Raw genomic sequence first — 21,035 nt, forward strand, 5'->3', positions numbered from 1 at the left:
GCGAACCGATCAGACGGCACACTCCTCGGATCTCTCGGTGATGATCCAACCGGTCACCTCGCGCGTCATGACGACCGTGCCGCAATCGCCGGAGGCGAGGTAGGTCACGAAGAGGGTGGCGTCGTTCTCGGTCTGCTCCTGGATCGTCACATCGACCTCGCTGCTCTGCGCGGTCGCGCGATACAGCTCGGCGGTGGCGGTGATCATCTCGGCGCAGGTGCTCACCGCGAACGCGCCGCTGCCGTTGAGTTCGGCGATCATGCGCGCGGCGAGTTCGGGGGAGAGGCCGGCGCACGCCGCTTCGGCGTCGGGGGCGCGCGAGGCTTCGAGCCAGGCGAGGAAGCTCTCGACCGGGCCGAGGTCGCCGGACGGCGTTGCGCTCGGGAGAGGTGAGGCCGTGATCGGTGTCTCGGCGGCCGGGGCATCCGACGGGGCTGCGGGCGAGGGCGTGGCCGCGCATGCGCTCAGCACGACGGCTGCGGCCAGGAGGACCGCGCCCGCCATCACACCGCGTCGGGGCCGGAAGATCACCCGCTCATCATGTCAGGGCGCCCTCACCCCTCGCATCCCGGGCAGACTGGAGGGAACGTTCGGCACCCCGGGAGATGCAGATGACCGACCAGCCTCGCAAGCCACCCGCACAAGCAGTCCTCACCGTGCAGGAGGTCGAGCAGGTCAGTCCCGATCTGATCCGCATCACGGCCGGCGGCGACGGCTACGCGGACTTCACCGACAACGTCTACACCGACAAGTACGTGAAGATCCTCTTCGCCGACCCCCGTCACGGCCTCGTGCCACCGTACGATCTGGCGCAGCTGCGCGAGGAGAGCCCCGAGAAGCTCCCGACGCGGCGCACCTACACGGTCCGTTCGGCCGACCCCGAGGCTCGCCTGATCGTGATCGACTTCGTCGTGCACGGTGACGAGGGCGTCGCGGGTCCGTGGGCCCGCCGGGCGCAGCCGGGCGACACCCTCGTCGTGAGCGGTGCCGGGGGCGGATATCGGCCCGAGCCGTCGACGCCCTGGCATCTTCTCGTCGGCGACCACACGGCGCTGCCGGCGATCTCCTCGGCGATCGAAGCGATGGAATCGGATGCCGTCGGCCACGTGATCCTGACGGTCGCCGACCCGTCGGACCGGGTGCTGCCCGCGGCGCCCTCCGGCGTGAACGTGCGCTGGACCGACACCGATGAGGAACTGCTCACCGCCCTCGCCGACCTGCCCTGGGCCGACGGTACCCCCGGGGTCTTCGCCCACGGGGAGCGCGGCACGATCAAGGAAGTGCGCGCCCTGCTGAAGCAGCGCGAGGTGCCCCGCGAGTCGCTCTCGATCTCGGCGTACTGGGCACGCGGTCGCGCCGAGGACCAGTTCCAGGCCGAGAAGCGCGAGCCGATCGGGCAGATCGAGTAGTCACCGTCCGGCATCCGTCGAACATCCACGAGAAGGAAGAACTCATGATCGAGCCCGGTGACCACGTACGACTCGGACGATCGGGGCTGCGCATCTCGCCGGTCGTACTCGGATGCATGAGCTTCGGCGCCCCGGATCGCGGCGCGCACGGCTGGTCGCTCGATGAGGAGTCGAGCCGACCCCTCATCCGGCAGGCCCTCGAAGCGGGGATCACGACGTTCGACACCGCCGACGTCTACTCCGACGGCACGAGCGAGGAGTTCGTCGGCCGTGCGCTCGCCGACTTCGCCCGCCGCGACGAGATCGTGCTCGCCACAAAGGTGCATGGGCGCATGGGACCCGGCGCGAACCAGGCCGGCCTCAGCCGCGGGCACATCCTTTCGGGCATCGACGCGAGCCTGCGGCGCCTCGGCACCGACTACGTCGACCTGTACCAGATCCACCGGTGGGACCCCGAGGTGCCGATCGAGGAGACGATGGAGGCGCTGCACGACGTCGTGCGCTCGGGCAAGGCGCGGTACATCGGCGCCTCGTCGATGTGGGCGTGGCAGTTCGCGAAGGCGCAGCACGTCGCCGCGCAGAACGGGTGGACCCCGTTCGTCTCGATGCAGGACCAGTACAACCTGCTGCAGCGCGAGGAGGAACGGGAGATGCATCCGTTCTGCCTCGACACCGGCGTCGGGGTGCTGCCGTGGTCGCCGCTCGCGCGGGGCCGCCTGACCCGCGACTGGGACGAGACGACGAATCGCACGGGGAAGGATGCCTTCGGCGCGACGCTCTACCACCGCGAAGAGGAGTCCAACCGGGTGATCGTCGAGGCCGTCGCCCGCGTGGCATCCGATCGGGGCGTCTCCCGTGCGCAGATCGCCCTCGCCTGGGTCGCGCAGCAGTCGGCGGTCACCGCGCCCATCGTCGGCGCCACCCGTGCGGCCCACATCGACGACGCGGTCGCGGCCGTCGGCATCCGTCTCGAACCCGCCGAGATCGACGCGCTCGAAAGCGCCTACACGCCCCGCGAGGCCGAGGGGTTCTGAGAGGCGCCGCAGGGTTCTGAGGGGAGCCGCGGGCCGAGCGCATCGGTACGCTCGGGGGTGAGCTGCGAGCACACATGACCAAGGACGGTGATGGGCGATGAGCCGACCGGAGACCCCGCCGATCGCCGTGGAGAGTGCGCCGGTGCGGTGGTCGCGCTGGTGGGCGGCCTCGGGAGCGCTGTTCCTGCTGACGGCCCTGCTCGCCGCGTATCGCAGTCTGCCCGGCACGCTCGACGGGGGCGTGCTCAGCGCACTGAGCGTGGCGACGTCGGCGGGGTTCGGTCTCGCGTTGATCGCCGCGGCGATCGCCGGGGTGCGGCATCCGTCGGTCGGGTTGCGGCGGAGCGCGATCGTCGCCCTGGGCCTTCTGGCCATCTGGATCGTCGCCGGCCCGCCCCTGCTGCTCGCCGTGTTCGGCGTGTCCTCCTCGGCGCCCGTGTTCATCGACGCGATCGTCAAGATCGCGCTGAGCGGCGTGGTCGTCGCGGGCTTCACTCGCAGCACCCTGCCCGACCCGTGGCGGTACACCCCGGCGGCAGTGCTCGCCGCGGTCGTGCTCGCCTCGCTCATGGAGTTCTTCCTGCTCTCGGGAGCGGTGACCGACATGAACGCGATCGTGCTCGTCGCCAACGTCCTCCTGCTCACCCGGATCGTCGCGACCGGTGTGCTCGGCGCGGTGGCCCTGCGGGCCGCCCGATCGCGAGCGGACTCGGTCGTCGTGCTCGGAGGACGGGCCGACGCATGAGCGATGACGAGCTGCGGGCCCTGCGTGCGCGGGCCTACGGGCGGGATGCCGACATCGACGGGGACCCCGCAGCGATCGCCCGGCTGCGCGCGCTCGAGGCGCAGGCGGCGCCGGCGGCGCTGGTCGTGACGGCGCCGGTTCGTGAGGTTCCCGTCGTTTCGGTCGCCCCCGCGCCACCGGTCGAGGAGGCGGCGACGTATGCTGCGCCCGATGAGTTCGGCCGCAGCGGCGAACTCCCTCGCACCGGTGAGCCGCCGGCGATCGACGCCGAGAACGCGGAGCCCGAGCATCCGTCGCCCTCCCGCCTGCGCACCCTCTTCACGCCGCGACCGTCGGCACCCTGGCTGTGGCTGGGCGCGGCGTGCATCGCGCTCGCCGCGTTCGGATCCGCGGTCGTCGTTTCTGCCATGCGGTCGGCCGACCCGGGCTTGGTGGCCGAGATCGCGATCGACCCGGATGCCTCGTGGCCCGAGTCGTTCGGCGAGAAGGGGCCCGACGCGGCGCTGTTCGAGGAGTTCGCCGGTCTGACGATCGCCCGCGGCGTGGAGTGGCTGTCGTTCGACGAATCGGACGCGATGTGCATCGTCGCGATCGACACGGAGGAGCTCCTCGGAGACTCCGGTGGCTTCCAGATCGCGGCGTGGGGGTGCGACGCCGGGTCGTTCCCGCCGGTGATCCGGATCGAGGTGACCTCCGCTCAGCCCCAGGCGCTGCGCGACCGCTTCGGCGACGGCACCGGCCTCGAACTGATCATGCGCGGCGACCGCATCGAGGTCTTCGCCGATCGTTGAGGAGACGGGTTTCTCGGGGCCGGACCCTTCGACGGGCTCAGGGACTCAGAGGGGCCGCTGTGGCCCCGCGGTCATCGTGTCGACGGCGAGTCGCCCCGTGTTCTGATCCGACCCCTTCGAACCCGAGCAGAGGGAAGCTCCCCGCGCGCTACCCCTCGTCCCAGAGCGTGTAGCCGGTCACGCCCGCGGGGATGAAGTCGAGGGGCTCGGTGAGCTCGTCCTCTGTGCCGACGATGCGCCCGGTCTCGCGTGAGACGAGCACGGTGAGCCGGTAGAGCGGGTTGAACGGTTCGGCGACCTCGAGGCCGACCACATCGCGCCCGAGTCGATCGGTCGTGCGGCCGAGCACGGTCACCCCGCCGGCATCGACGAGCATGTCGAGGAGGGTCGCGTGCTGCGCGTCGGTGAGCGTCCACTGCGACATCAACGAGACGATGGCCGCCCCGAGTTCTCCCGACGTCGGCGCCGGATCATCGCTCAGATAGGGGGCGAGCGCGGCCTTCAGCTCGTCGGGACTCGACCCGTCGAGGGCGGCCGTGGCGGGCGGGATGTTGAACTGCTCGGGCGTCATCGTGACGCGGTCGATCAGCTCCCCCGGCTCGTACGGACTCTCGCCGAGGCCGGCGGGTCGCTCGCCGTCCTCCCAGTAGGGCTCGCCGGCGACGATCGTCGTGACGCCGCCCTCGTCGAGCGTCCAGTCGATCGTGACGTCCTGCGGGATCACCTCGATGTTCTTCTCCGACATGTCGATGCTCCAGCCCCAGGTCACGAGCTCCACATGCGGTGCCTGCATCGGTCCGTCGCCGTCAGCGAGCGCCGCGTGCGCATCGGCGAGCACCGCGTCGAGCGGCTCGGCACCCGTATAGATGAGCGGCGGCGGGGTGAGGGCGACCGCCCGCTGGTCGGGAGCGAGCACGTTCACGGCGATCAGTGCGACGATCGCGCAGGCGGCGACGGCGGTGGTCAGACCGGCTGCCCAGATCCCGCGCCGGTGCGGCGCTCGCCGCGGGGCGACGTCGCCGCGGATGATCCGCTCCCGCAGGGCGATGTCCTGGGCGCGCAGCGCGGTCTCGCGGGCGGGCGAGGGGTGCGCGAGCGCGAAGAGCTCGTCGAGCCGGTCGTCGGTGAGGGTCATGCGTCCGCCTCCTTCGCCTCGAGCTGCCGGCGCAGTTTGGCGCGTGCGCGGGTGAGCGTCGTCCAGACCGCGGCCGCGCTGCACCGGAGCACCTGCGCCACCTCCCCGGCGCTGAGCTCGTCCCAGTAGGTGAGCACGACGACCTGGCGTTCGCGCGCGCTCAGGGTGACGATCGCCTCGCGCAGGGCGAGGGCTTCGAGCGGATGCAGTGCGTCGGAGGTCTCCTGCAGGCCACGAGTGAGCGCGTCGATCGCCCGGCGCTTCGAACGATCGCGCCGGGCGGCGTCGCGCAGCTTGTTGTCGGCCGTGCGGATCAGCCAGGTGATCCCCATCGGATTCTCGGGCTGGAGCTTCTTCCACGCCACGACGAAGACGTCGGCGGCGATCTCCTCGACCTCGCTCCGGTCGTCGAGGAAGCACGAGAGGTGACGCCGCACCCGGGGCAGGTGCTCGTCGAACAGGATGCGGAAGGCGACGGCCTTGCTCCGCGGTGCCGGGGCGCCCGGTGCGCCCGTCGCGCCACTCGCACCCGTCGCTCTCGTCGCTCCCGTGCGAGTGGCGTGAGCGCGTTCGCGCGCGATCCGGCCGTCGACCTCGGCGAGCACGACGCGCAGGCGCGCGCGAGGGTCCGATCGCAGACGCATCGCCACCCCGCTCCGTCTCTTCCCTGCTCCCTCACGGTACCGGGAGGAAGCACTCGTGCGCCCCGTGTCAGCCCCTCGACGGGGCGCACGAGCCGGCCCCCCGACTCTCAGTATCGATCGGGGGCGCGGAGCGGCGGCATCCGCTCTTTGGCTCGAACGGACGATTCCTTACACACTTCTCTTCGGGGTCATGCGCGGCGATCGATCGCCGTGAGCACGATGTTGCCGATCGTCGCGACGACGACGATCGCGAGGCCGAGGAAGAAGACGGCGACGAGCAGGGTCGGCACCGGTTCGGCGTCGATCAGCGGATGCCGGAGAGTCCACAGCCGCAGCACCACGGCGGTCGCCACCGCCGCGAGACCCAGCACCAGCAGCATCACCCACACGAGTCGTTGCACGGTCTCCCCCTCCGCGAGCGACGCTACAGCGCGGGTCGTGTGCTCTCGCGCCTCTCTCTTTGCACGTGCGACGGATTCCTGACAGGCCAGGTGGGAGCGGGCCGCCGAGACACCACGTCGAGCGTGAGACATCACGCGTGCCGTGGTGTCTCGCGGAGAATGTGGTGTCTCGGTGCGACCTGCGCGGCGTCTCGGGGCATCCTCCGCAGGTCGTACGCCGGTCATCCGCAAGACGGTACCTGCGGCGGATGCGGTGGGGTCGCCGCCGCTCGTAGCGTGGAGCACATGATCACAGCAGAAGGCCTCACGAAGAGGTTCGGAGACAAGACGGCCGTCGATGACGTGTCGTTCACGATCAAGCCCGGAGCCGTCACCGGCTTCCTCGGGCCCAACGGTGCGGGCAAGTCGACCACGATGCGGATGATCGTCGGGCTCGACCGCCCCACGTCGGGCCTCACGACCGTCGGCGGACGCGAGTACCGCAAGCTCGGGGCTCCGCTCACCGAGGTGGGCGTGCTGCTCGACGCGAAGGCCGTGCACACCGGCCGCACCGCCCGCAACCACCTGCGCGCGATGGCGGCGACCCACGGCATCCCCGCGTCGCGCGTCGATGAGGTCATCGACCTCGCCGGCATCGGATCGGTCGCCCGCAAGCGCGCCGGCAAGTTCTCGCTCGGCATGGGGCAGCGCCTCGGCATCGCGTCGGCGCTGCTCGGCGACCCGCACACGCTCATCCTCGACGAGCCGGTCAACGGTCTCGACCCCGAGGGTGTGCGCTGGGTGCGTCAGTTCGTGCGGCACGCGGCATCCGAGGGACGCACCGTGCTGCTCTCGAGCCACCTGATGAGCGAGATGGCGCAGACCGCCGACCACGTCATCGTGATGGGGCGCGGCAAGGTGCTGGCGGATGCTCCGCTCGAAGACCTCGTGCGGGCCTGGACCACGAACCGCGTGCGCGTGCGCACCCCGCACGGTGCGGCACTCGCCCAGCTCGTGGCGGGGCCCGACGTCGAGATCGTGAGCACCGCACCCGATCTGTTCGACATCACGGGCCTGCCCGCCTCGCGCATCGGCGACCTCGCCGCCGAGCGGGGCGTCGCCCTGCACGAACTCACCCCGACCACCGGATCGCTGGAGGACGCGTACCTCGCGCTCACCGGCGAGGCCGTCGAGTACCGGACGAAGGAGATCGCATGACCGCCCCGGCCCTCACCCCGCCCCGCGCCGCCGTGCCGCACCAGGTCGACACCCGCTACCGCCTGACCTTCGTGCGCGCGCTGCGCGGCGAGTGGATCAAGCTCACCACGGTGCGCTCCACCTGGTGGTCGATCGCGATCGCCGCGGCCCTCACCATCGGCATCGCGGTGCTCTTCGCCTCGGCCGTCGACATGCCCGGCTTCGAGCCGATCCAGGCGGTCGTCTCGCCGATCCAGTTCACGATGCTGCTCGCCGGCATCCTCGGTGCCATCTCGGTCACCGGCGAGTACTCGACGGGCATGATCCGTTCGACGCTCACCGCCAACCCGGGTCGCGGCTCGGTGCTGGCGGCCAAGTCGGTCGTGCTCGCGGTGTTCCTCTTCGTGTCGTCGCTGATCATCTTCGGCATCACGGCGGCTGCCGTGTCGGCCGTCGTAGCCGGTCGCGACCAGGGCATCGACTGGTCGGACTTCGACCTGTCGTTCGGACCAATCCTCACGGCGTCGCTCTCGATGGCCGTGTTCGCGCTGATCGGTGTCGCCTTCGGGTTCATCCTGCGCTCGGGCGCCGGAGCGATCGCGGCGACCGTCGGTCTGCTGTTCGTGCTGCCGATCGTGGCGAGCATGTTCTCGATCGCCGGCGAGGCCTGGAAGTGGGTGTCGGATGCCGGGATGTACCTGCCCTCCTCGGCGGCGCAGAGCCTCATCCTCTCGGGCGGACCGCTCGAGACGCCCGTCGCGTACCTGACGCTCGGCGCCTGGGTCGTCGCGACGCTGCTCACCGCGTGGGGCGTGCTGCGCACTCGCGACGCGTAGAGTCTGGCGAGTGATCACGACGCGCAGCCGCAGCGCCTCGGACCGAGCCCCGGCTCGGGCCTCGGCCCGGGTCTCGGCCCGGGACGACGAGGAGCTGCGGCTGCCGCGTCCGCCCGGGGTGTTCCGGCGCTTCTGGGCGCGGCACCCCGTCGTGGGCGATGCGGTCATCGCGCTGCTCTGCCTGTTCCTCACGCTGACGCCGGCGAGCAGCGTGCGCACCGGCATCCCGGACCCCGCGGGCATCGTGCTCTCGATCATCGCGCTGGCCGGGGTGCTGGCCGCGTGCGTGGCCCTGTTCTGGCGGCGTCGGCATCCGCTCGTGCCGTTCGTGCTGTCGTTCGCGCTGCAAGCGCTGTTCGTGGTCGGCATCCTGCCCGGCGGCACTCCGCTCATCCTGGTCACCGCCTACGCGCTCGCCGTGTACGGCTCGTCCCGCGCGGCGTGGATCGGATTCGGGGTGGCCCTGGGGGCGCTCGTCGTCTGGGGAGGCGCCTTCGTGCTCGGCGGCGGGCTGGGGTTCGCCGACGCCGCGAACGCCGTGATCGGCGCGGTCATCTTCGGTCTGATCGGCACCCTCATCGGCGTCAACGTGGGCGGGCGCAAGCGCTATCTCGACGCGATCATCGACCGATCGCGGCAGCTGCTCGTCGAACGCGATCAGCAGGCGCAGCTCGCCGCCGCCGCCGAGCGGGCGCGCATCGCCCGCGAGATGCACGACATCGTCTCGCACTCGCTGACCGTGATCGTCGCGCTGTCGGAGGGAGCGGCGGCGACGGCCGATCGCGAGCAGGCCCGCGTCGCCTCGACCGCGACGGCCCAGACCGCCCGCACGGCTCTCACCGAGATGCGGGCGATGCTCGGGGTGCTCCGCGACGACACGAGTCCTCTCCCGCTGGCGCCCCTCACCGCCCCGTCGCCCGAAGAGACGGTGGCGGCGGCTCAGCGCGCGGGGTACCCGATCAGCCTGACCGCATCGGGAACACCCGTGACGTTGTCCGCACCCATCGACCATGCGCTGTCGCGGATCGTGCAGGAGGGGGTGACGAACGCGATGCGTCACGCTCCGAGCGCGACCGCGATCACCGTGCGCGTCGAGCACCGGGCCGACGCTGTGAGCGTCGAGATCGTGAACGACGGAGTGACGGAGCCGGGCGATTCCCCCGGCTTCGGGCTGCGCGGCCTCGACGAGCGCGTCGCTCACGTGCGGGGCACGATCGCGCACGGCCCGGTCGACGGAGGACGATGGATGCTGCGGGCCGAACTCCCGCTCACACAGGAGGACGCATGACCGAGAAGATCAGGGTGCTGCTGGTCGACGATCAGCAGCTCATCCGTCTCGGATTCCGGATGGTTCTCGAAGCCGAGAACGACATCGAGGTCGTCGGCGAGGCCGGCGACGGCGAGGTGGCGATCGCTCAGGCCGCGGCGCTGCAGCCCGACCTCGTGCTCATGGACATCCGGATGCCCGGGCTCGACGGCATCGCCGCGACCGAGCAGATCGTGCACCGGCATCCGCAGACCCGCGTTCTCGTGCTGACGACCTTCGACCTCGACGAATACGCCTTCGGCGCGATCCGCGCGGGGGCGAGCGGATTCCTGCTCAAGGACGTGCAGCGGCACGAGTTGCTCTCGGCGCTGCGCGCGGTGCATCGCGGCGACGCGGCCCTGTCGCCGCGGATCACCCGGATGCTGCTGCAGCACGTGACCCCGACACTGGGTGTCTCGGGTGTGTCGGCTACCTCGGCTGTGTCGCCCGCCTCGCCCACCACCGTGGCGGGGGTGGAGGTTGCCGCCGACCGGGGAGATGCGGCCGCCTCTCTTCTCGAGTCGCTCACCGACCGCGAGCGCGACGTCTTCCTCGCTCTCGCCCGGGGTCTCAGCAATGCCGAGATCGGCGACACCCTCTTCGTGACGGAGTCGACGGTCAAGACGCACGTCGGCCGCGTGCTCGCCAAGCTCGGTGCTCGCGACCGCATCCACGCCGTGATCCTGGCGCACCGTGCGGGGCTCGTCGTCGGCGACTGACCGAGAGTCGCGGCGGATCGGCCCGCGTGACGTCGATGAGGCGCGTGATGCGCGCGAGGTCGATGAGGTGTGGGGGGCGAGAGACGCGCGGGGTCGAGGGACGCGTGACACCGAGGGGCGCTCGGCGTCGAGGGGGTGCGCGACGTTGATGCGAGGCGACGCGACGCGCGCAGCACGCGTCGCACGTAGAGCACGCGTCGCACGTAGAGCACGCGTCACACGAAGAGCACGCGCCACACGAAGAGCACGCGCCGCCCAGAGAGCACGCGTCAGACGAACATCACCCGTCGCGGAGCGCGGTCGGCGTGGATGCGGCCGAGGGGGCCGGTCCATTCGATGGTGCCGTCGGGTCTGGAGCGAGCGGTCCAACGGTGGTCGGAGTCGATGTCGGGATGTTTGAGCTGGTGGTGACTCCTGCAGAAGTGGGCGAGGTTGTCGATCGCCGTTCTGCCGCCCTTGGCGTGGTCCTGGTTGTGGTCGATCTCGCATCGGTGGACCGGCATCCGGCATCCCGGGAAGCGGCAGTGTTGATCCCTCGCGCGGAGGTATCGGCGCATGCCCTCGGTGGGAGTGTAGGTGTCGGTCTCGGTGACCATGCCGCTGGCGTCGAGGAACAGGCGGCTCCAGCCGTTGTTGCGGCCGGCAAGGGCGCGGGCGATGTCGGGGTCGAGGGGGCCGTGGCCGTCGAGTTCGGCAGGGTGGTCGTCGAGTCCGGCGAGGGTGGTCGCGGCGATCGTCACCTGGATGCGTGCCTGTACCCCGTCGAGGTCGTTGCCGAGTGCGGGACTGGGAGAGGCTGCGAGCAGCAGGTCGCTGAACAGGTCGGCCCGGACCTGATCGATGGTCCGCTCGTCGTCAGGAACGGTAGTGCCAGGAACGATGATGCTCTCGGGAGCCGCGGGTGATGCGAGTGGGTCGGTGGTGAAAGTGGAGTCCTCGCCGAAGATCACACCGGCGAGCGGGTCGTCCGGGGCGATGTGTTCGGGCAGAATCACGTCTTCCGGGTCTTCGCCGTCGAGGAACGTCGGTGCGGGTGCGTCATCGCGGGCCCGGATCACCTCTCGTGCCATGCGCGTGATGCGGTCCTGGATCGCCACGGCGAGCGTCTCGGGCAGTACCGCGGTGAGCAGGGCGAGTCCGTCGTCGAGCGACCGCACGGTCACACTGCGTTCGGAGGCTGCTCGTCGGTGCCGTTCGAGGAGCGTCTCACCGGCGAGGGCCGCGGCGACCTGCCGCGCGTGCGCGCGGGTGCGGGCCGGCGAGTCGGTTTCGGCGACCACGAGTACTGCGGTCTCGTAGAGGCCCAGCACCGCGGCATCCGCCCGACCGTTGCGCACCGCCTCGCGCACCACGGACGCTGCTCTCACCATTTCGCGCACGTGCGCGGCAGTCACCCGCCCCGCGGTGAACGCCCCCTCGACCGCCGGCATGCTCTGCAGAGCCAGCGCGTCGGAGAACGCGAACTCCACCGCACCCCGCGACAGGTGTCCCGCCGCGGAGTACTCCGCGATCATCGACCGGTAGATCGCATCGCGGTGATACGGATGCTCCGCGACCTCCGCATCGTGCTCGCCGATCCGCTCGCCCAGCAACGCGGTCGCCTGCGCTTCGAGCTCGGCGATCCGCCGCCGCACCTCTACCCATGCGTCGAGCAGACGACCGCGTTCGACCCTGTCGAGGGGAGTCGCGGCGTCTGATGTCATGCTCCGAGTTTAGTACATATGTTCGAATCGAGCAAGCATCCGAGCCAGGCGATCGGGTCTCGTTCAGCCCCGACCAGTACCCTGGCTGCATGCCCTTCCTTATCGCCGCAGGTTCGACGCGCGCTCCGCGCCGCCTGGCGTCGGCGACCCCGATGGGGGAGTGGATGCGCGTCGTGATGCACCCCGGCACCAACGGATGGACGAGCGTCTGGGGAACGATCTCGCACGGCGAGATCGCCGGCTGCCCGCCGCCTCGTCGACCTTAGGCCGCGCCTCACCGGGGCGGCCGAACGTTTCGTCGACCACTCCCACTTCCCGAGGTACCCCTGTGTCTTCTTCCCGTCTTCGTCTTGCCCCGCACGAGCTGTGGCGAGGCATCCGTTCCACCGCCCGCAGCGACGTCTTCGGTGGCGCGCTGCTCCTCGCCGCCACCATCGCCGCGGTCGTCCTCGCCAACTCTCCGGCCGCACCCTGGTACGAGGCCGTTCGCGACTTCACCTTCGGCATCCCCGCGCTGCATCTCGAACTGAGCGTCGGTGCCTGGGCGGCCGATGGACTCCTGGCCATCTTCTTCTTCGTCGTCGGACTCGAGCTGAAGGAGGAGTTCGTCGCGGGTCGGTTGCGCGATCCCCGGCGAGCGGCGCTCCCGATCGCGGCGGCGATCGGCGGTGTCGTCGTTCCGGCCCTGTTCTTCCTGATCGTCAACGCGTCGAGCGGTGCGGAGGTGTTGCGCGGCTGGGCCATTCCCACGGCGACCGACATCGCCTTCGCGGTCGCGGTCATCGCCGTGGTCGGCCGATTCCTGCCGCCGGCACTGCGCGTCTTCCTCCTCACTCTTGCCATCGTCGACGACCTGATCGCGATCACGATCATCGCGACCTTCTACACCGAGTCGATCAGTCTGCCGCTGCTCGTGCTCGCGCTCCTCCCGCTCGCCGGTTTCGCCTTCGCGGTGCAGCGGGGCGTGCGCGCGTGGTGGATCCTGCTGCCGCTGGCGATCGCGGTCTGGGTCTGCGTGCATGCGGCCGGTGTGCACGCCACCGTCGCCGGGGTGCTGCTCGGATTCGTCGTTCCCGTGCTGCCGACCGAGCGGGCGCGCGTCGCCGTCGGTGAGGATGACGACGGCACGCGGTACGACGGCTTCGCGGCGCATTTCGCCGACCGCTGGGGAGTCGTCGCGACGCTCTTCGCCGTGCCGGTCTTCGCCTTCTTCGCGGCGGGTGTGAGCATCGGCGGGATCGACGGACTCCTCTCGGCGCTGCGCGACCCGATCACGATCGGCATCGTGGCGGGCCTCGTCGTGGGCAAGCCGATCGGCATCCTCGTCACGACGTTCCTGCTGAGTCGCATCCCTGCGCTCCGTCTCGACGCGTCGCTGCGGTGGCCCGACCTGGCGGGTATGTCGTTCCTGGCGGGCATCGGGTTCACGGTTTCGCTGCTCGTCGGCGAGCTCGCCTACGGCTCGTCGTCGGTCGCCGACGAGCACGTCAAGATCGGGGTGCTGCTCGGATCGTTCCTGGCCGCAGTCATCGGTGGTGCGGTGCTGGCCGTGCGCAACTCCCGAGCGCGCGCGGCGCTGGACCCCGCGGGACGACAGCCGGATGCCGACGGCCCGCAGCCGCCCCGGCATCCGTAGGCTGGTCGGAAGCCACTCGACGAAAAGGACACCCCATGGCAACGACAGCGCTCAGCAGTGCGGACTTCGCACAGACGGTCGAGAAGGACGGCATCGTGCTCGTCGACTTCTGGGCGGAATGGTGCGGCCCCTGCCGGATGTTCGGCCCGATCTTCGAGGGGGCGTCGGAGCAGCACCCCGACATCACCTTCGCGAAGGTCGACACCGAGGCGAACCAGGACCTGTCGCGCGCTGCGGGCATCGTCTCGATCCCGACGCTGATGGCTTTCCGCGACAACATCCTGGTCTTCTCGCAGGCCGGCGCCCTGCCCGCCCCGGCTCTCGAGAACCTCATCGGCCAGGTGCGCGCCCTCGACATGGACGCTGTTCGCGCTCAGATCGCGGAGGCGGAGGCGGCGGCCGAGTAGTCGCCCGCGAGGGGTATCCCTCACCGCACGATCGGACTCTCGGCGGCGATCACCTCGGTCGACATCGGCAACTCGCCCAGGATGCGGGGCGCGCCGTCGACCCATTCGACCCGCACGCCCTGTGCCTCGAGCGCCTCGACGTCGATCTCGATGTCGAGGAGGGGAAGCCGGAGATCGCCGAACCGTCGCGCGACGACCACGCTCACTCGATCGGCCGTGGTCGCGTGGATGAATCCCACGTCGTCGAGATGCATGCCGCGCGTCGAGACGACGTACTCGCCGAATCCGCGACTCATCTCCCAGTCGTCCTGGATGGCGATGTGATGGATGTGATTGCCCAACGCTCCTCCTTAATGAAACGCAACCGTTGCATTAAACGCTAGGCTACTCCTATGACAGGAAAGCGCGGACGACCCTCGGCCGCCGAGAGGCTCGAACGTCACGAGCGGATCGTCGAACTCGTCGTCTCGCTCCTCGCGTCCGAGGGGTACGACGCCGTGACCTTCGACCGCATCGCCGCCGACGCGCACGTCGCCAAGCGCACTCTCTACAGCGAGTACGGTGACCGGCTCGGACTGATGCGCGCCGCCGTGCGCCGACAGCACGCCTATGCCGATGAGGCATGGCGATCGGTGGGCGGGGTGCGCGAAGCATCCGTCGCCGTAGTGAGCCACCTCCTGGCCGACGATGCGATCGCCGTTCATCGCGCGCTGATCGGGGCGGCAGGAGCCGATGCGACGCTCGCCGCGGAGCTCTACGACGAGGGGCCGGGTCGGGCGCAGCGATTCCTCGGCGAGTACCTGCCGGTGGATGCCGTCGTCCCCGCCGACCTCCTCTTCTCCGCGCTGCTCGGCGAACCGCACCGCCGACGCCTGCTCGGGCTCGATGCGGCACCGTCGGCCGCGACGGTCTCCGCGCACGTCGACCGCACGCTCGCCGTACTCGGCCTGTGACGACGGACGCTCGGGGCGTCCCCTCCATCGCACCCGCGAATGCGACCCGCGATCACCCGCCGACGCGGCCGATCGACCCGCCGAAGTACACCTCGACGGCGTGCACGCGGCCGTCGCGCACCTCGAGCGACTCGACGTTGCGCCACAGTATGCCGTCGACGGCATACTCGTAGCGGTGCAGCACGAGACCGTCGATCGGGATGATCTGGAGGGTCTGCGCCGGTGAGCTGAAATGACCCGCGGTCGGGAAGCAACGCTCCAGCCAGGTCGCCTTGTCGATGTGGTCGTCCTGCGGGCTGGTGAACACGAAGTCGTCGGCCATGATCCGCTCAGCCGCCGCGCGATCCTGCGCGCGGAATGCCCGCATGAACTCCTGGACGACCCCGACGGCGCTGCTCGACATGTCGCGAGCGTAAGCCGCCACGGATGCCGTCGCAAGGGGGCGCCCCTCCCCGGCCGCGTCACGAGGTCGGCTAGAATATCGCTGCCTCTCCACTCCTCGGGCGGAGTCGAGGTGATGGGGGATGTACGCCCGGTATCCGTTCGGCTTTACCCGGAGCCATGAAGGAGAACCCCGGTGGGGAACACTCGCGTTCGCGCGCGCCTTTCGCGCACCCTTTCGATCCTTACCCTGGCGGCTGCGCTCGCCACAGGACCGGTCCTCGTCGCGCCCGCCGAACCCGCCGCCGCGGCATCCGGGTTCACACAGGCCGCGACCGATCGAGCCCTGACGGGCGAGACGCCGTCGCCGCACACGGAGGTGAGCGACAGCACCGGGCTAACGCCCGCGAACCTCGCCATCGCCGGCCTGAGCGGCGCCTTGCTGCTCGCCGTCATCGGCGGGGTGGTTCTCGACGTGCGTCGTCGCCGCCCGTCGCGGCGGAATCGGATGCCGGGGGTGTGAGCGCATCGATAGAGTGTGCGCGGGGATGACCGCGTATGCGATGAGGGGATTCACGGAATGACGGTTTCGACGCGCACTTTTCGTGGTGCACGGAGGCGGGTTCTCGCAGCTCTCGGCGGGGTGTTCGCGCTCGCGTTGGCAGCGGGCGCGGCTGCGGTGCCGGCCCAGGCGGCGGAGGTTCCGCTCGCGGTGACGCCGGGGGCCTGCGTGCCCGCCGACGTCTACGTGAACAGCGGCGAAGACCCGCTCACCCTGCAGCGCTACGGGGCGGATGCCGCGACCGGTGCTCTCGCGCTCGAGTCGAGCGTCGCGCTCGACCGCTCGTTCGGCGACATCGCCTGGAACGCCGATGAGACCGTGCTCTACGGGGTGGACTGGACCGACCCGCAGCACCTCTTCACGATCGATGCCGCCACGGGCGTCTCGACGGATGCCGGCGAGATCCTGTTCGACGACGGCAGCGCCCCCTTCGAGGACAACTGGCTCAACTCGCTCTCCGCCACGGCCGACGGCCGGCTCCTCGCCGCCGGGTACCTGTACACGAGCATCTGGTTCCTCGATCCGGAGACCGCGCGGCTGACCGATGCGCCGGTGAGCTTCCCGATGCTGGCCGACGGCGAGACGTACCTCGCCTCGGGCGGCGACTTCCTCACCCTCGACTCCGGTCTGATCCTCGGTCTCGCCCACGACGGCGCCGACCGCGGGTTCCTCGTGCTGTTCGACTTCGCCGCCGGTACCAGCACGGTCGTCGGCCAGGTGCCGCTGTCGTTCGGTGCGGCGCTCTCGGGCGGACGCGTGTACCTCGCGGCATCGACCGGCGAGATCCTCGTGCTCGACGGCATCCCGACCACGGCATCCGAAGCTCCGTTGGCGACCTCCGTCGTCGCCACGACCGATCTCCCCCTGTACGGAGCGACCTCGCGCCAGGACTCGGGGGCGTGCCCCGTCGCGGCGCTGACGTTCGTGAAGAACCTCACCGGCAACGATGATGCCGACGGCTCGGGAACGGTGACCGTCGGCGACACGCTGAGCTACACGCTGACGGCGACCAACACGGGCGAAACCGCTCTCACCACCGTCACGGTCGACGACCCGCTCACGGGGCAGAGCACCTCGTGCGAGCGGGTGGAGGTCGGGGCGGCCTGCGTGCTCGCGGCGACGCACCGGGTGACGGACGTCGACCTCGTCGCCGGCCAGATCGTGAACACGGGGCGGGCGAGTTCGGCCGAGACGGATGCCGTCGAGGATGCCGTCACCACGCCGGTCGTGGCCGCACCGGCCCCTCAACCCAGCACGGGCGGCGGCGGTGCTGCTGCGGCTCCCGCTCTCGCCGAGTCCGGCGGCGCCACCGGACTGCCCGCCATCATCGCGGCGATGGGTCTGCTTCTCTGGGGGGCGGTTCTCGTGATCCGTGAACTTCACCCCCGGTTCACCCACCGCGCTCCGTAATCGGAGCCCTTCTTCCCCGTCTCTCCAGTGCAGGGGTCTTCGGACCCGTGCGTGAACGCCCGGTTCCCGAGGCCGCGGCGTTCGACGAGTACCGGAATCGGTACCGACGCAGGGGTGCGTCCCCCCATTGACGCGCCCCCTCATCTGTTCTGGAGTAATCGATGTCTGAGCACATCGCGCGGCGATCCCGCGCGCGCACATTCGTTCACTGGCTGGCGGGTATCCTCGTCGCCCTCATGTCCATCGGCGGGCTGAGCGCTCCGGCGCTCGCCGCGGGTGGCACGGTCACGGTCTTCCCGATCGACACCGGAAGCGGACACAACGGCATGCCCGTGCTGACGGAGGGTGGAACCTACGCCTTCCAGCTCGGCTACGGCAGCATGGACGACGGTGCCGTCGTCGCGATCGGCCTGCCGTCGGGGATCACGATCCCCGATGCGGCTCTCACCGTTCCCGACGGCAACACCGCCGTTCGCTCCCTCGCGGTCAACGCCGCCGGCGAGCTCGTCGTGACGTTCAACGATCCGTTCCCGGCCGATGTGAACCAGGGCGTTCTCGATCTCTCGTTCACCGTCGACAAAGTGCAGCGGTCCGAGGTCCGCGACCTGGTCTGGAACGTCGACGGCACCCCCACGACCCAGAAGGTGATCATCACCGAACCCGGCGAGTCGCCGCAGTCGACGGGCACATCGTCGAACAAGTCGGTCGGCGGCGTGAACATTCCGCACACGGTCGTCGACGGTCGCGTCGTGATCGACCCGAGCGCGCTCGACATCGCCCTGCCGTACACGGTCACCGTGTCGAGCAGGGAGGCGCGCGACATCACGGTGACCGACACCCTCGGCGCCCACCTCGCCTTCGTCGAGGGGTCGCTCGCCGGCACCAAGGTCGTACGCGACGGGAACGACCTGAACCCGGTCACCACCGCGCTCGCCGATCTGCCCGCGATCTCGGGCACGAGCTTCGCCCACACCTTCCGTGCCGAGGCGAACTCGATCTACACCTTCACCTATCGGGCGACCATAGCCGACGCCGCTGCCCTCGAGGCCGTACGCGCCGACCTGCAGCGCGCGTACGACGCCGTCGACAAGATCAACGGCGGTTCCTACTCCGTCACCGTCACCAACCAGGTCGACGTGAACGGCACGAAGCACAGCGCCGGCACCGCCATCCGCGGTTCGGTCAAGGGCCAGGACCGGCCGGGAACGGGCGCCGCCTTCGGCAAGACCGTCGACCCGACCGCCGTACAGCTGCAGAAGCAGCTCGCCGCCGGCGCGACCCTCGAGACGGCGATCGACGCGACCTACACGCTGCGCGCCGACCTGCGCGTCTTCGCCGACTTCGCCGACGGCCCGTTCGCGCTGACGCGCAACGTCGTCATCCGTGACACACTGCCGGCTCAGACGTCGTGGAAGACGGATGCCGCCGGCTTCCTCACCGCGATCGATCAGGACGGCACCGCCGTCGCACTCCGCCCCGCCACGGGCATCACGAGCGACGTCGAGAAGACGATCGCCGCCGACGAGTACCGGGGCACCTACGTCGTCGACGGCAAGAACCTCTTCGTGAACATCGGCAAGGACGTCACCAGGGAGTACCGCCTCGCGGCCGCCGCCACGATCACCGCTCTGCCGCAGCAGGCGAGCAGCGACAACCAGTACGCGACCCAGTACCGCGTGTCGAACGATGCGTACTTCGTGTACGACGACGGCAAGTACGAGTCGAAGTCGGCCTCGACGACGATCACCGTTCCGAAGGACACCTCGGGCGGCGTCGACGACCCGGGCCGGTTCTCGAAGACCGCCCCGGGCGGAACCGTCTCGGTCACCGGCGGCACGTCGACGACGATCCCGTACACGTTCCGCATCGGTGAGAACGTCGGAGACGCCGCGACCTCGCGCATCGTCGACGAGATCGATCACTCGATCTTCGACGTGACCGCGGCGACGCTCCCCGCGATCAAGGAGTCGATCACCGGCGCCTACGACTACAACTACCCGCTCGACGCCGACACGTTCGACGTGACGATCGCCGAAGACGGCACGCTGGTCATCGCCCCGAACGACGCGTTCCCCCAGGACGCCGCGTGGGGAGCATCCGCCGCAGCCCCGTTCCTGAAGAGCTGGGCGATCACGCTCGACCTGCCCACCCAGGTTTTGCAGGGCAAGCAGACCATCGAGGTCGACAACGCCGCGCGGTACGAGGGGGAGGGTCAGGAGATCGTCTACACCTCGACCTCGCGCACGACGGCGACCAGCTTCGGCAACGAGATGGAGGTGCGCAAGCGCGTCTACGACGCCGCGAACGACGCCTTCACCGGAAGCCTGCGGGTCGAGATGGATGCCGAGGGCGCCCTGACGCAGACCGACTTCATCTACCGCGTCGAGCTCATGCCGCACGGCACCTTCACCCACATGGTCGAGGACGTCGTCGACGTGCTGCCCGCGGGCGTGGAGTTCCTGGGATGGGTCGCACCGGGTGACGTGACCTCGGGCACGACGACCGGCGGTGCCACCTACACGGTGCCGGGCACGAACATCACGGCTGCGTACGACGCGTCGACCGACACGGTCACGCTCGAGCGCGGACGCCTCGTGAGCGGTGAGACGCTGGCCCTGTTCTTCAAGGTGCGCGTCGTCGACTACCAGGCGAACGTCGGCATCACCAACATGATCGGCGCCGTCGGCGCCACGATCACGCCGACGAACGACTACCCGCTGAACCTGCTCAAGCGCGACAGCACGGATGCCGCGAAGCTGATCACCGACGCGGGCGCCCGCTTCTCGGTGCTGGCCGACGACCAGCAGACGGTCGTGCTGAGCGACCTGCGCGTGGTCGACGGCAAGATCGTCACGGCCGAGGGCACGACGCCGACCGTGAAGAGCGCCGGAACGTTCTGGCTGCGCGAGGACGTCGCGCCCGCCGGGTACCAGCTGGCGACCGAGCTCACCCGCATCGCCGTCGCGGCGAACGGGGTCTCGGACGACGTGGCGCTCTACAACACCCCGGGCACGACGCCCGAGCCCGAGAAGACGTACGCGATCGGCGACGTCACGTGGATCGACGCGAACAAGGACGGCCGACAGGACGACGACGAGCAGGTTCTGCCCGGCGTGACCGTCGAGCTCATCCAGGACGGCGAGGTCATTGCGACTACGACGACCGACGAGCGCGGCCGCTACCTGTTCGACGAACTGCCGGCCGGGGAGTATCGCGTGAAGTTCACCCTGACCGCGGACCAGAAGAAGACGTACGTCTTCACGCAGGCGGATGCCGGGGCGGACGACACCGTGGACTCGGATGCGGACACCACGACCGGCATGACGCAGACGATCGTGCTCGGGCCGGACAACGTCCACCTCTCGCGCGATTACGAATGGAACGACGTGCGGGCCACCGAGGGCGTCGACCCGACCTGGGATGCCGGCGTGATCGTGCGCGAAGCGCCGACCGAACCGACGCCGGGCACCCCGGGTGCAGGCGCCGAGGAGCCGGGAGAGAGCCCGGTCGACCCGGCGCGGCCGGGCACCCCGGGCGTCAACGCGCTCGCCACGACGGGCGGCGACCTGCCGCTCGCGCTCGCCGGAATCGCGCTGCTGCTGATCTCGGGAGGTGCCGTCACGTTCGCCGTACGACGACGCCGCGCGGTCTGACCCGCGGAAACCTCGAGTCCGGCGCGGGACACCACGAGAGACGTGGTGCCCCGCGCCGGGGTGGGTGAAGCGAGGGTGAAGTTTCGCCTTCGCGGCGGTTGGGCGACCCTTCAGACGACAGCATGCAGATGAGG

At 70.2% G+C, this 21,035-nt stretch carries 22 protein-coding genes; 15 read left to right on the forward strand and 7 right to left on the reverse strand.

Annotated features, from left to right (window positions below):
• Window positions 1-9: 9 nt before the first annotated feature.
• Window positions 10-531 carry a hypothetical protein gene (locus KV396_RS06775; RefSeq protein ID WP_247957287.1) on the reverse strand — a complete coding sequence of 174 codons (522 nt, stop codon included), beginning with the start codon at window positions 529-531 and terminating at the stop codon, window positions 10-12.
• A gap of 80 nt (window positions 532-611) precedes the next feature.
• On the opposite strand from KV396_RS06775, the gene KV396_RS06780 reads away from it, so the two are divergent.
• The 4 genes from KV396_RS06780 to KV396_RS06795 all read left to right on the forward strand — a co-directional run bounded on the left by KV396_RS06780 (window position 612) and on the right by KV396_RS06795 (window position 3,979).
• Window positions 612-1,409 carry a siderophore-interacting protein gene (locus tag KV396_RS06780; RefSeq protein WP_247957288.1) on the forward strand — a complete coding sequence of 266 codons (798 nt, stop codon included), beginning with the start codon at window positions 612-614 and terminating at the stop codon, window positions 1,407-1,409.
• Window positions 1,410-1,453: 44 nt separating this feature from the next.
• Window positions 1,454-2,443: an aldo/keto reductase gene (locus KV396_RS06785; RefSeq protein WP_247957289.1), complete on the forward strand. Its 990-nt coding sequence runs from the start codon at window positions 1,454-1,456 to the stop codon at window positions 2,441-2,443.
• A gap of 97 nt (window positions 2,444-2,540) precedes the next feature.
• A complete protein-coding gene (locus tag KV396_RS06790) occupies window positions 2,541-3,188 on the forward strand; it encodes a hypothetical protein (protein ID WP_247957290.1) in 648 nt (215 codons plus the stop codon).
• Window positions 3,185-3,979, forward strand: a complete 795-nt coding sequence (locus tag KV396_RS06795) for a hypothetical protein (RefSeq protein ID WP_247957291.1) — start codon at window positions 3,185-3,187, stop codon at window positions 3,977-3,979. Before KV396_RS06790 ends, KV396_RS06795 begins: the two co-directional genes overlap by 4 nt.
• A 148-nt stretch (window positions 3,980-4,127) precedes the next feature.
• On the opposite strand, the gene KV396_RS06800 is transcribed toward KV396_RS06795, so the two are convergent.
• The 3 genes from KV396_RS06800 to KV396_RS06810 form a co-directional block, all read right to left on the reverse strand.
• Complete coding sequence (locus KV396_RS06800) at window positions 4,128-5,114, reverse strand: hypothetical protein (RefSeq protein ID WP_247957292.1); 987 nt, start codon at window positions 5,112-5,114, stop codon at window positions 4,128-4,130.
• The gene (locus KV396_RS06805) at window positions 5,111-5,758 is read right to left on the reverse strand and encodes an RNA polymerase sigma factor (protein ID WP_247957293.1); all 648 of its coding nucleotides are present in this window, start codon (window positions 5,756-5,758) and stop codon (window positions 5,111-5,113) included. Before KV396_RS06805 ends, KV396_RS06800 begins: the two co-directional genes overlap by 4 nt.
• A gap of 188 nt (window positions 5,759-5,946) precedes the next feature.
• On the reverse strand, window positions 5,947-6,159 hold the full coding sequence (locus tag KV396_RS06810; protein ID WP_247957294.1) for a hypothetical protein: 213 nt from the start codon (window positions 6,157-6,159) through the stop codon (window positions 5,947-5,949).
• 285 nt (window positions 6,160-6,444) lie between these two features.
• On the opposite strand from KV396_RS06810, the gene KV396_RS06815 reads away from it, so the two are divergent.
• From KV396_RS06815 to KV396_RS06830, 4 genes are read left to right on the forward strand one after another with little or no spacing between them, the layout of a single operon-like run.
• Window positions 6,445-7,356 (forward strand): ABC transporter ATP-binding protein, encoded by a 912-nt coding sequence (locus KV396_RS06815; RefSeq protein ID WP_247957295.1) that lies wholly within the window; start codon window positions 6,445-6,447, stop codon window positions 7,354-7,356.
• Window positions 7,353-8,171: an ABC transporter permease gene (locus KV396_RS06820; protein ID WP_247957296.1), complete on the forward strand. Its 819-nt coding sequence runs from the start codon at window positions 7,353-7,355 to the stop codon at window positions 8,169-8,171. Before KV396_RS06815 ends, KV396_RS06820 begins: the two co-directional genes overlap by 4 nt.
• A 10-nt stretch (window positions 8,172-8,181) precedes the next feature.
• On the forward strand, window positions 8,182-9,459 hold the full coding sequence (locus KV396_RS06825; RefSeq protein WP_247957297.1) for a sensor histidine kinase: 1,278 nt from the start codon (window positions 8,182-8,184) through the stop codon (window positions 9,457-9,459).
• Window positions 9,456-10,196, forward strand: coding sequence for a response regulator transcription factor (locus tag KV396_RS06830; RefSeq protein ID WP_247957298.1), 741 nt, complete (start codon window positions 9,456-9,458; stop codon window positions 10,194-10,196). Before KV396_RS06825 ends, KV396_RS06830 begins: the two co-directional genes overlap by 4 nt.
• A 269-nt stretch (window positions 10,197-10,465) precedes the next feature.
• Here the strand turns inward: KV396_RS06830 and KV396_RS06835 are convergent, their stop codons facing one another.
• Window positions 10,466-11,899 (reverse strand): HNH endonuclease signature motif containing protein, encoded by a 1,434-nt coding sequence (locus KV396_RS06835; protein ID WP_247957299.1) that lies wholly within the window; start codon window positions 11,897-11,899, stop codon window positions 10,466-10,468.
• An 89-nt stretch (window positions 11,900-11,988) separates the two neighbouring features.
• Between KV396_RS06835 and KV396_RS06840 the strand changes: the two genes are divergently transcribed.
• From KV396_RS06840 to trxA, 3 genes are all read left to right on the forward strand, one after another.
• On the forward strand, window positions 11,989-12,165 hold the full coding sequence (locus KV396_RS06840) for a hypothetical protein (protein ID WP_247633371.1): 177 nt from the start codon (window positions 11,989-11,991) through the stop codon (window positions 12,163-12,165).
• Window positions 12,166-12,227: 62 nt separating this feature from the next.
• On the forward strand, window positions 12,228-13,535 hold the full coding sequence (nhaA, locus tag KV396_RS06845; protein WP_247957300.1) for a Na+/H+ antiporter NhaA: 1,308 nt from the start codon (window positions 12,228-12,230) through the stop codon (window positions 13,533-13,535).
• 35 nt (window positions 13,536-13,570) lie between these two features.
• Window positions 13,571-13,942: a thioredoxin gene (trxA, locus tag KV396_RS06850; protein ID WP_247623998.1), complete on the forward strand. Its 372-nt coding sequence runs from the start codon at window positions 13,571-13,573 to the stop codon at window positions 13,940-13,942.
• Between the two features lie 20 nt (window positions 13,943-13,962).
• On the opposite strand, the gene KV396_RS06855 is transcribed toward trxA, so the two are convergent.
• Window positions 13,963-14,283, reverse strand: coding sequence for a DUF952 domain-containing protein (locus KV396_RS06855; protein WP_247957301.1), 321 nt, complete (start codon window positions 14,281-14,283; stop codon window positions 13,963-13,965).
• A 51-nt stretch (window positions 14,284-14,334) separates the two neighbouring features.
• Here KV396_RS06855 and KV396_RS06860 point away from each other — a divergent pair, with 51 nt between their 5' ends.
• Window positions 14,335-14,895 carry a TetR/AcrR family transcriptional regulator gene (locus KV396_RS06860; protein WP_247957302.1) on the forward strand — a complete coding sequence of 187 codons (561 nt, stop codon included), beginning with the start codon at window positions 14,335-14,337 and terminating at the stop codon, window positions 14,893-14,895.
• A 52-nt stretch (window positions 14,896-14,947) separates the two neighbouring features.
• On the opposite strand, the gene KV396_RS06865 is transcribed toward KV396_RS06860, so the two are convergent.
• A complete protein-coding gene (locus tag KV396_RS06865) occupies window positions 14,948-15,298 on the reverse strand; it encodes a nuclear transport factor 2 family protein (protein ID WP_247623995.1) in 351 nt (116 codons plus the stop codon).
• A 174-nt stretch (window positions 15,299-15,472) separates the two neighbouring features.
• Here KV396_RS06865 and KV396_RS06870 point away from each other — a divergent pair, with 174 nt between their 5' ends.
• From KV396_RS06870 to KV396_RS06880, 3 genes are all read left to right on the forward strand, one after another.
• Entirely contained in the window at window positions 15,473-15,799 is a 327-nt protein-coding gene (locus tag KV396_RS06870; RefSeq protein WP_247957303.1) for a hypothetical protein, read from the forward strand.
• A gap of 57 nt (window positions 15,800-15,856) precedes the next feature.
• Window positions 15,857-17,248 (forward strand): DUF7507 domain-containing protein, encoded by a 1,392-nt coding sequence (locus KV396_RS06875; protein ID WP_247957304.1) that lies wholly within the window; start codon window positions 15,857-15,859, stop codon window positions 17,246-17,248.
• A gap of 161 nt (window positions 17,249-17,409) precedes the next feature.
• Entirely contained in the window at window positions 17,410-20,901 is a 3,492-nt protein-coding gene (locus KV396_RS06880) for an SdrD B-like domain-containing protein (protein ID WP_247957305.1), read from the forward strand.
• Window positions 20,902-21,035: the final 134 nt, after the last annotated feature.

Origin of the sequence: Microbacterium galbinum, from assembly GCF_023101185.1 — a bacterium.
Classification (GTDB): Bacteria; Actinomycetota; Actinomycetes; order Actinomycetales; family Microbacteriaceae; genus Microbacterium; species Microbacterium galbinum.

Excerpts from the sequence above, each read along its gene's own strand:
- KV396_RS06780 (WP_247957288.1), top strand. The coding sequence starts at position 612 with ATGACCGACCAGCCTCGCAAGCCACCCGCACAAGCAGTCCTCACCGTG.
- KV396_RS06785 (WP_247957289.1), top strand. The coding sequence starts at position 1,454 with ATGATCGAGCCCGGTGACCACGTACGACTCGGACGATCGGGGCTGCGC.
- KV396_RS06790 (WP_247957290.1), top strand. The coding sequence starts at position 2,541 with ATGAGCCGACCGGAGACCCCGCCGATCGCCGTGGAGAGTGCGCCGGTG.
- KV396_RS06795 (WP_247957291.1), top strand. The coding sequence starts at position 3,185 with ATGAGCGATGACGAGCTGCGGGCCCTGCGTGCGCGGGCCTACGGGCGG.
- KV396_RS06800 (WP_247957292.1), bottom strand. The coding sequence starts at position 5,114 with ATGACCCTCACCGACGACCGGCTCGACGAGCTCTTCGCGCTCGCGCAC.
- KV396_RS06805 (WP_247957293.1), bottom strand. The coding sequence starts at position 5,758 with ATGCGTCTGCGATCGGACCCTCGCGCGCGCCTGCGCGTCGTGCTCGCC.
- KV396_RS06815 (WP_247957295.1), top strand. The coding sequence starts at position 6,445 with ATGATCACAGCAGAAGGCCTCACGAAGAGGTTCGGAGACAAGACGGCC.
- KV396_RS06820 (WP_247957296.1), top strand. The coding sequence starts at position 7,353 with ATGACCGCCCCGGCCCTCACCCCGCCCCGCGCCGCCGTGCCGCACCAG.
- KV396_RS06830 (WP_247957298.1), top strand. The coding sequence starts at position 9,456 with ATGACCGAGAAGATCAGGGTGCTGCTGGTCGACGATCAGCAGCTCATC.
- KV396_RS06835 (WP_247957299.1), bottom strand. The coding sequence starts at position 11,899 with ATGACATCAGACGCCGCGACTCCCCTCGACAGGGTCGAACGCGGTCGT.
- KV396_RS06840 (WP_247633371.1), top strand. The coding sequence starts at position 11,989 with ATGCCCTTCCTTATCGCCGCAGGTTCGACGCGCGCTCCGCGCCGCCTG.
- trxA (WP_247623998.1), top strand. The coding sequence starts at position 13,571 with ATGGCAACGACAGCGCTCAGCAGTGCGGACTTCGCACAGACGGTCGAG.
- KV396_RS06860 (WP_247957302.1), top strand. The coding sequence starts at position 14,335 with ATGACAGGAAAGCGCGGACGACCCTCGGCCGCCGAGAGGCTCGAACGT.
- KV396_RS06865 (WP_247623995.1), bottom strand. The coding sequence starts at position 15,298 with ATGTCGAGCAGCGCCGTCGGGGTCGTCCAGGAGTTCATGCGGGCATTC.
- KV396_RS06875 (WP_247957304.1), top strand. The coding sequence starts at position 15,857 with ATGACGGTTTCGACGCGCACTTTTCGTGGTGCACGGAGGCGGGTTCTC.
- KV396_RS06880 (WP_247957305.1), top strand. The coding sequence starts at position 17,410 with ATGTCTGAGCACATCGCGCGGCGATCCCGCGCGCGCACATTCGTTCAC.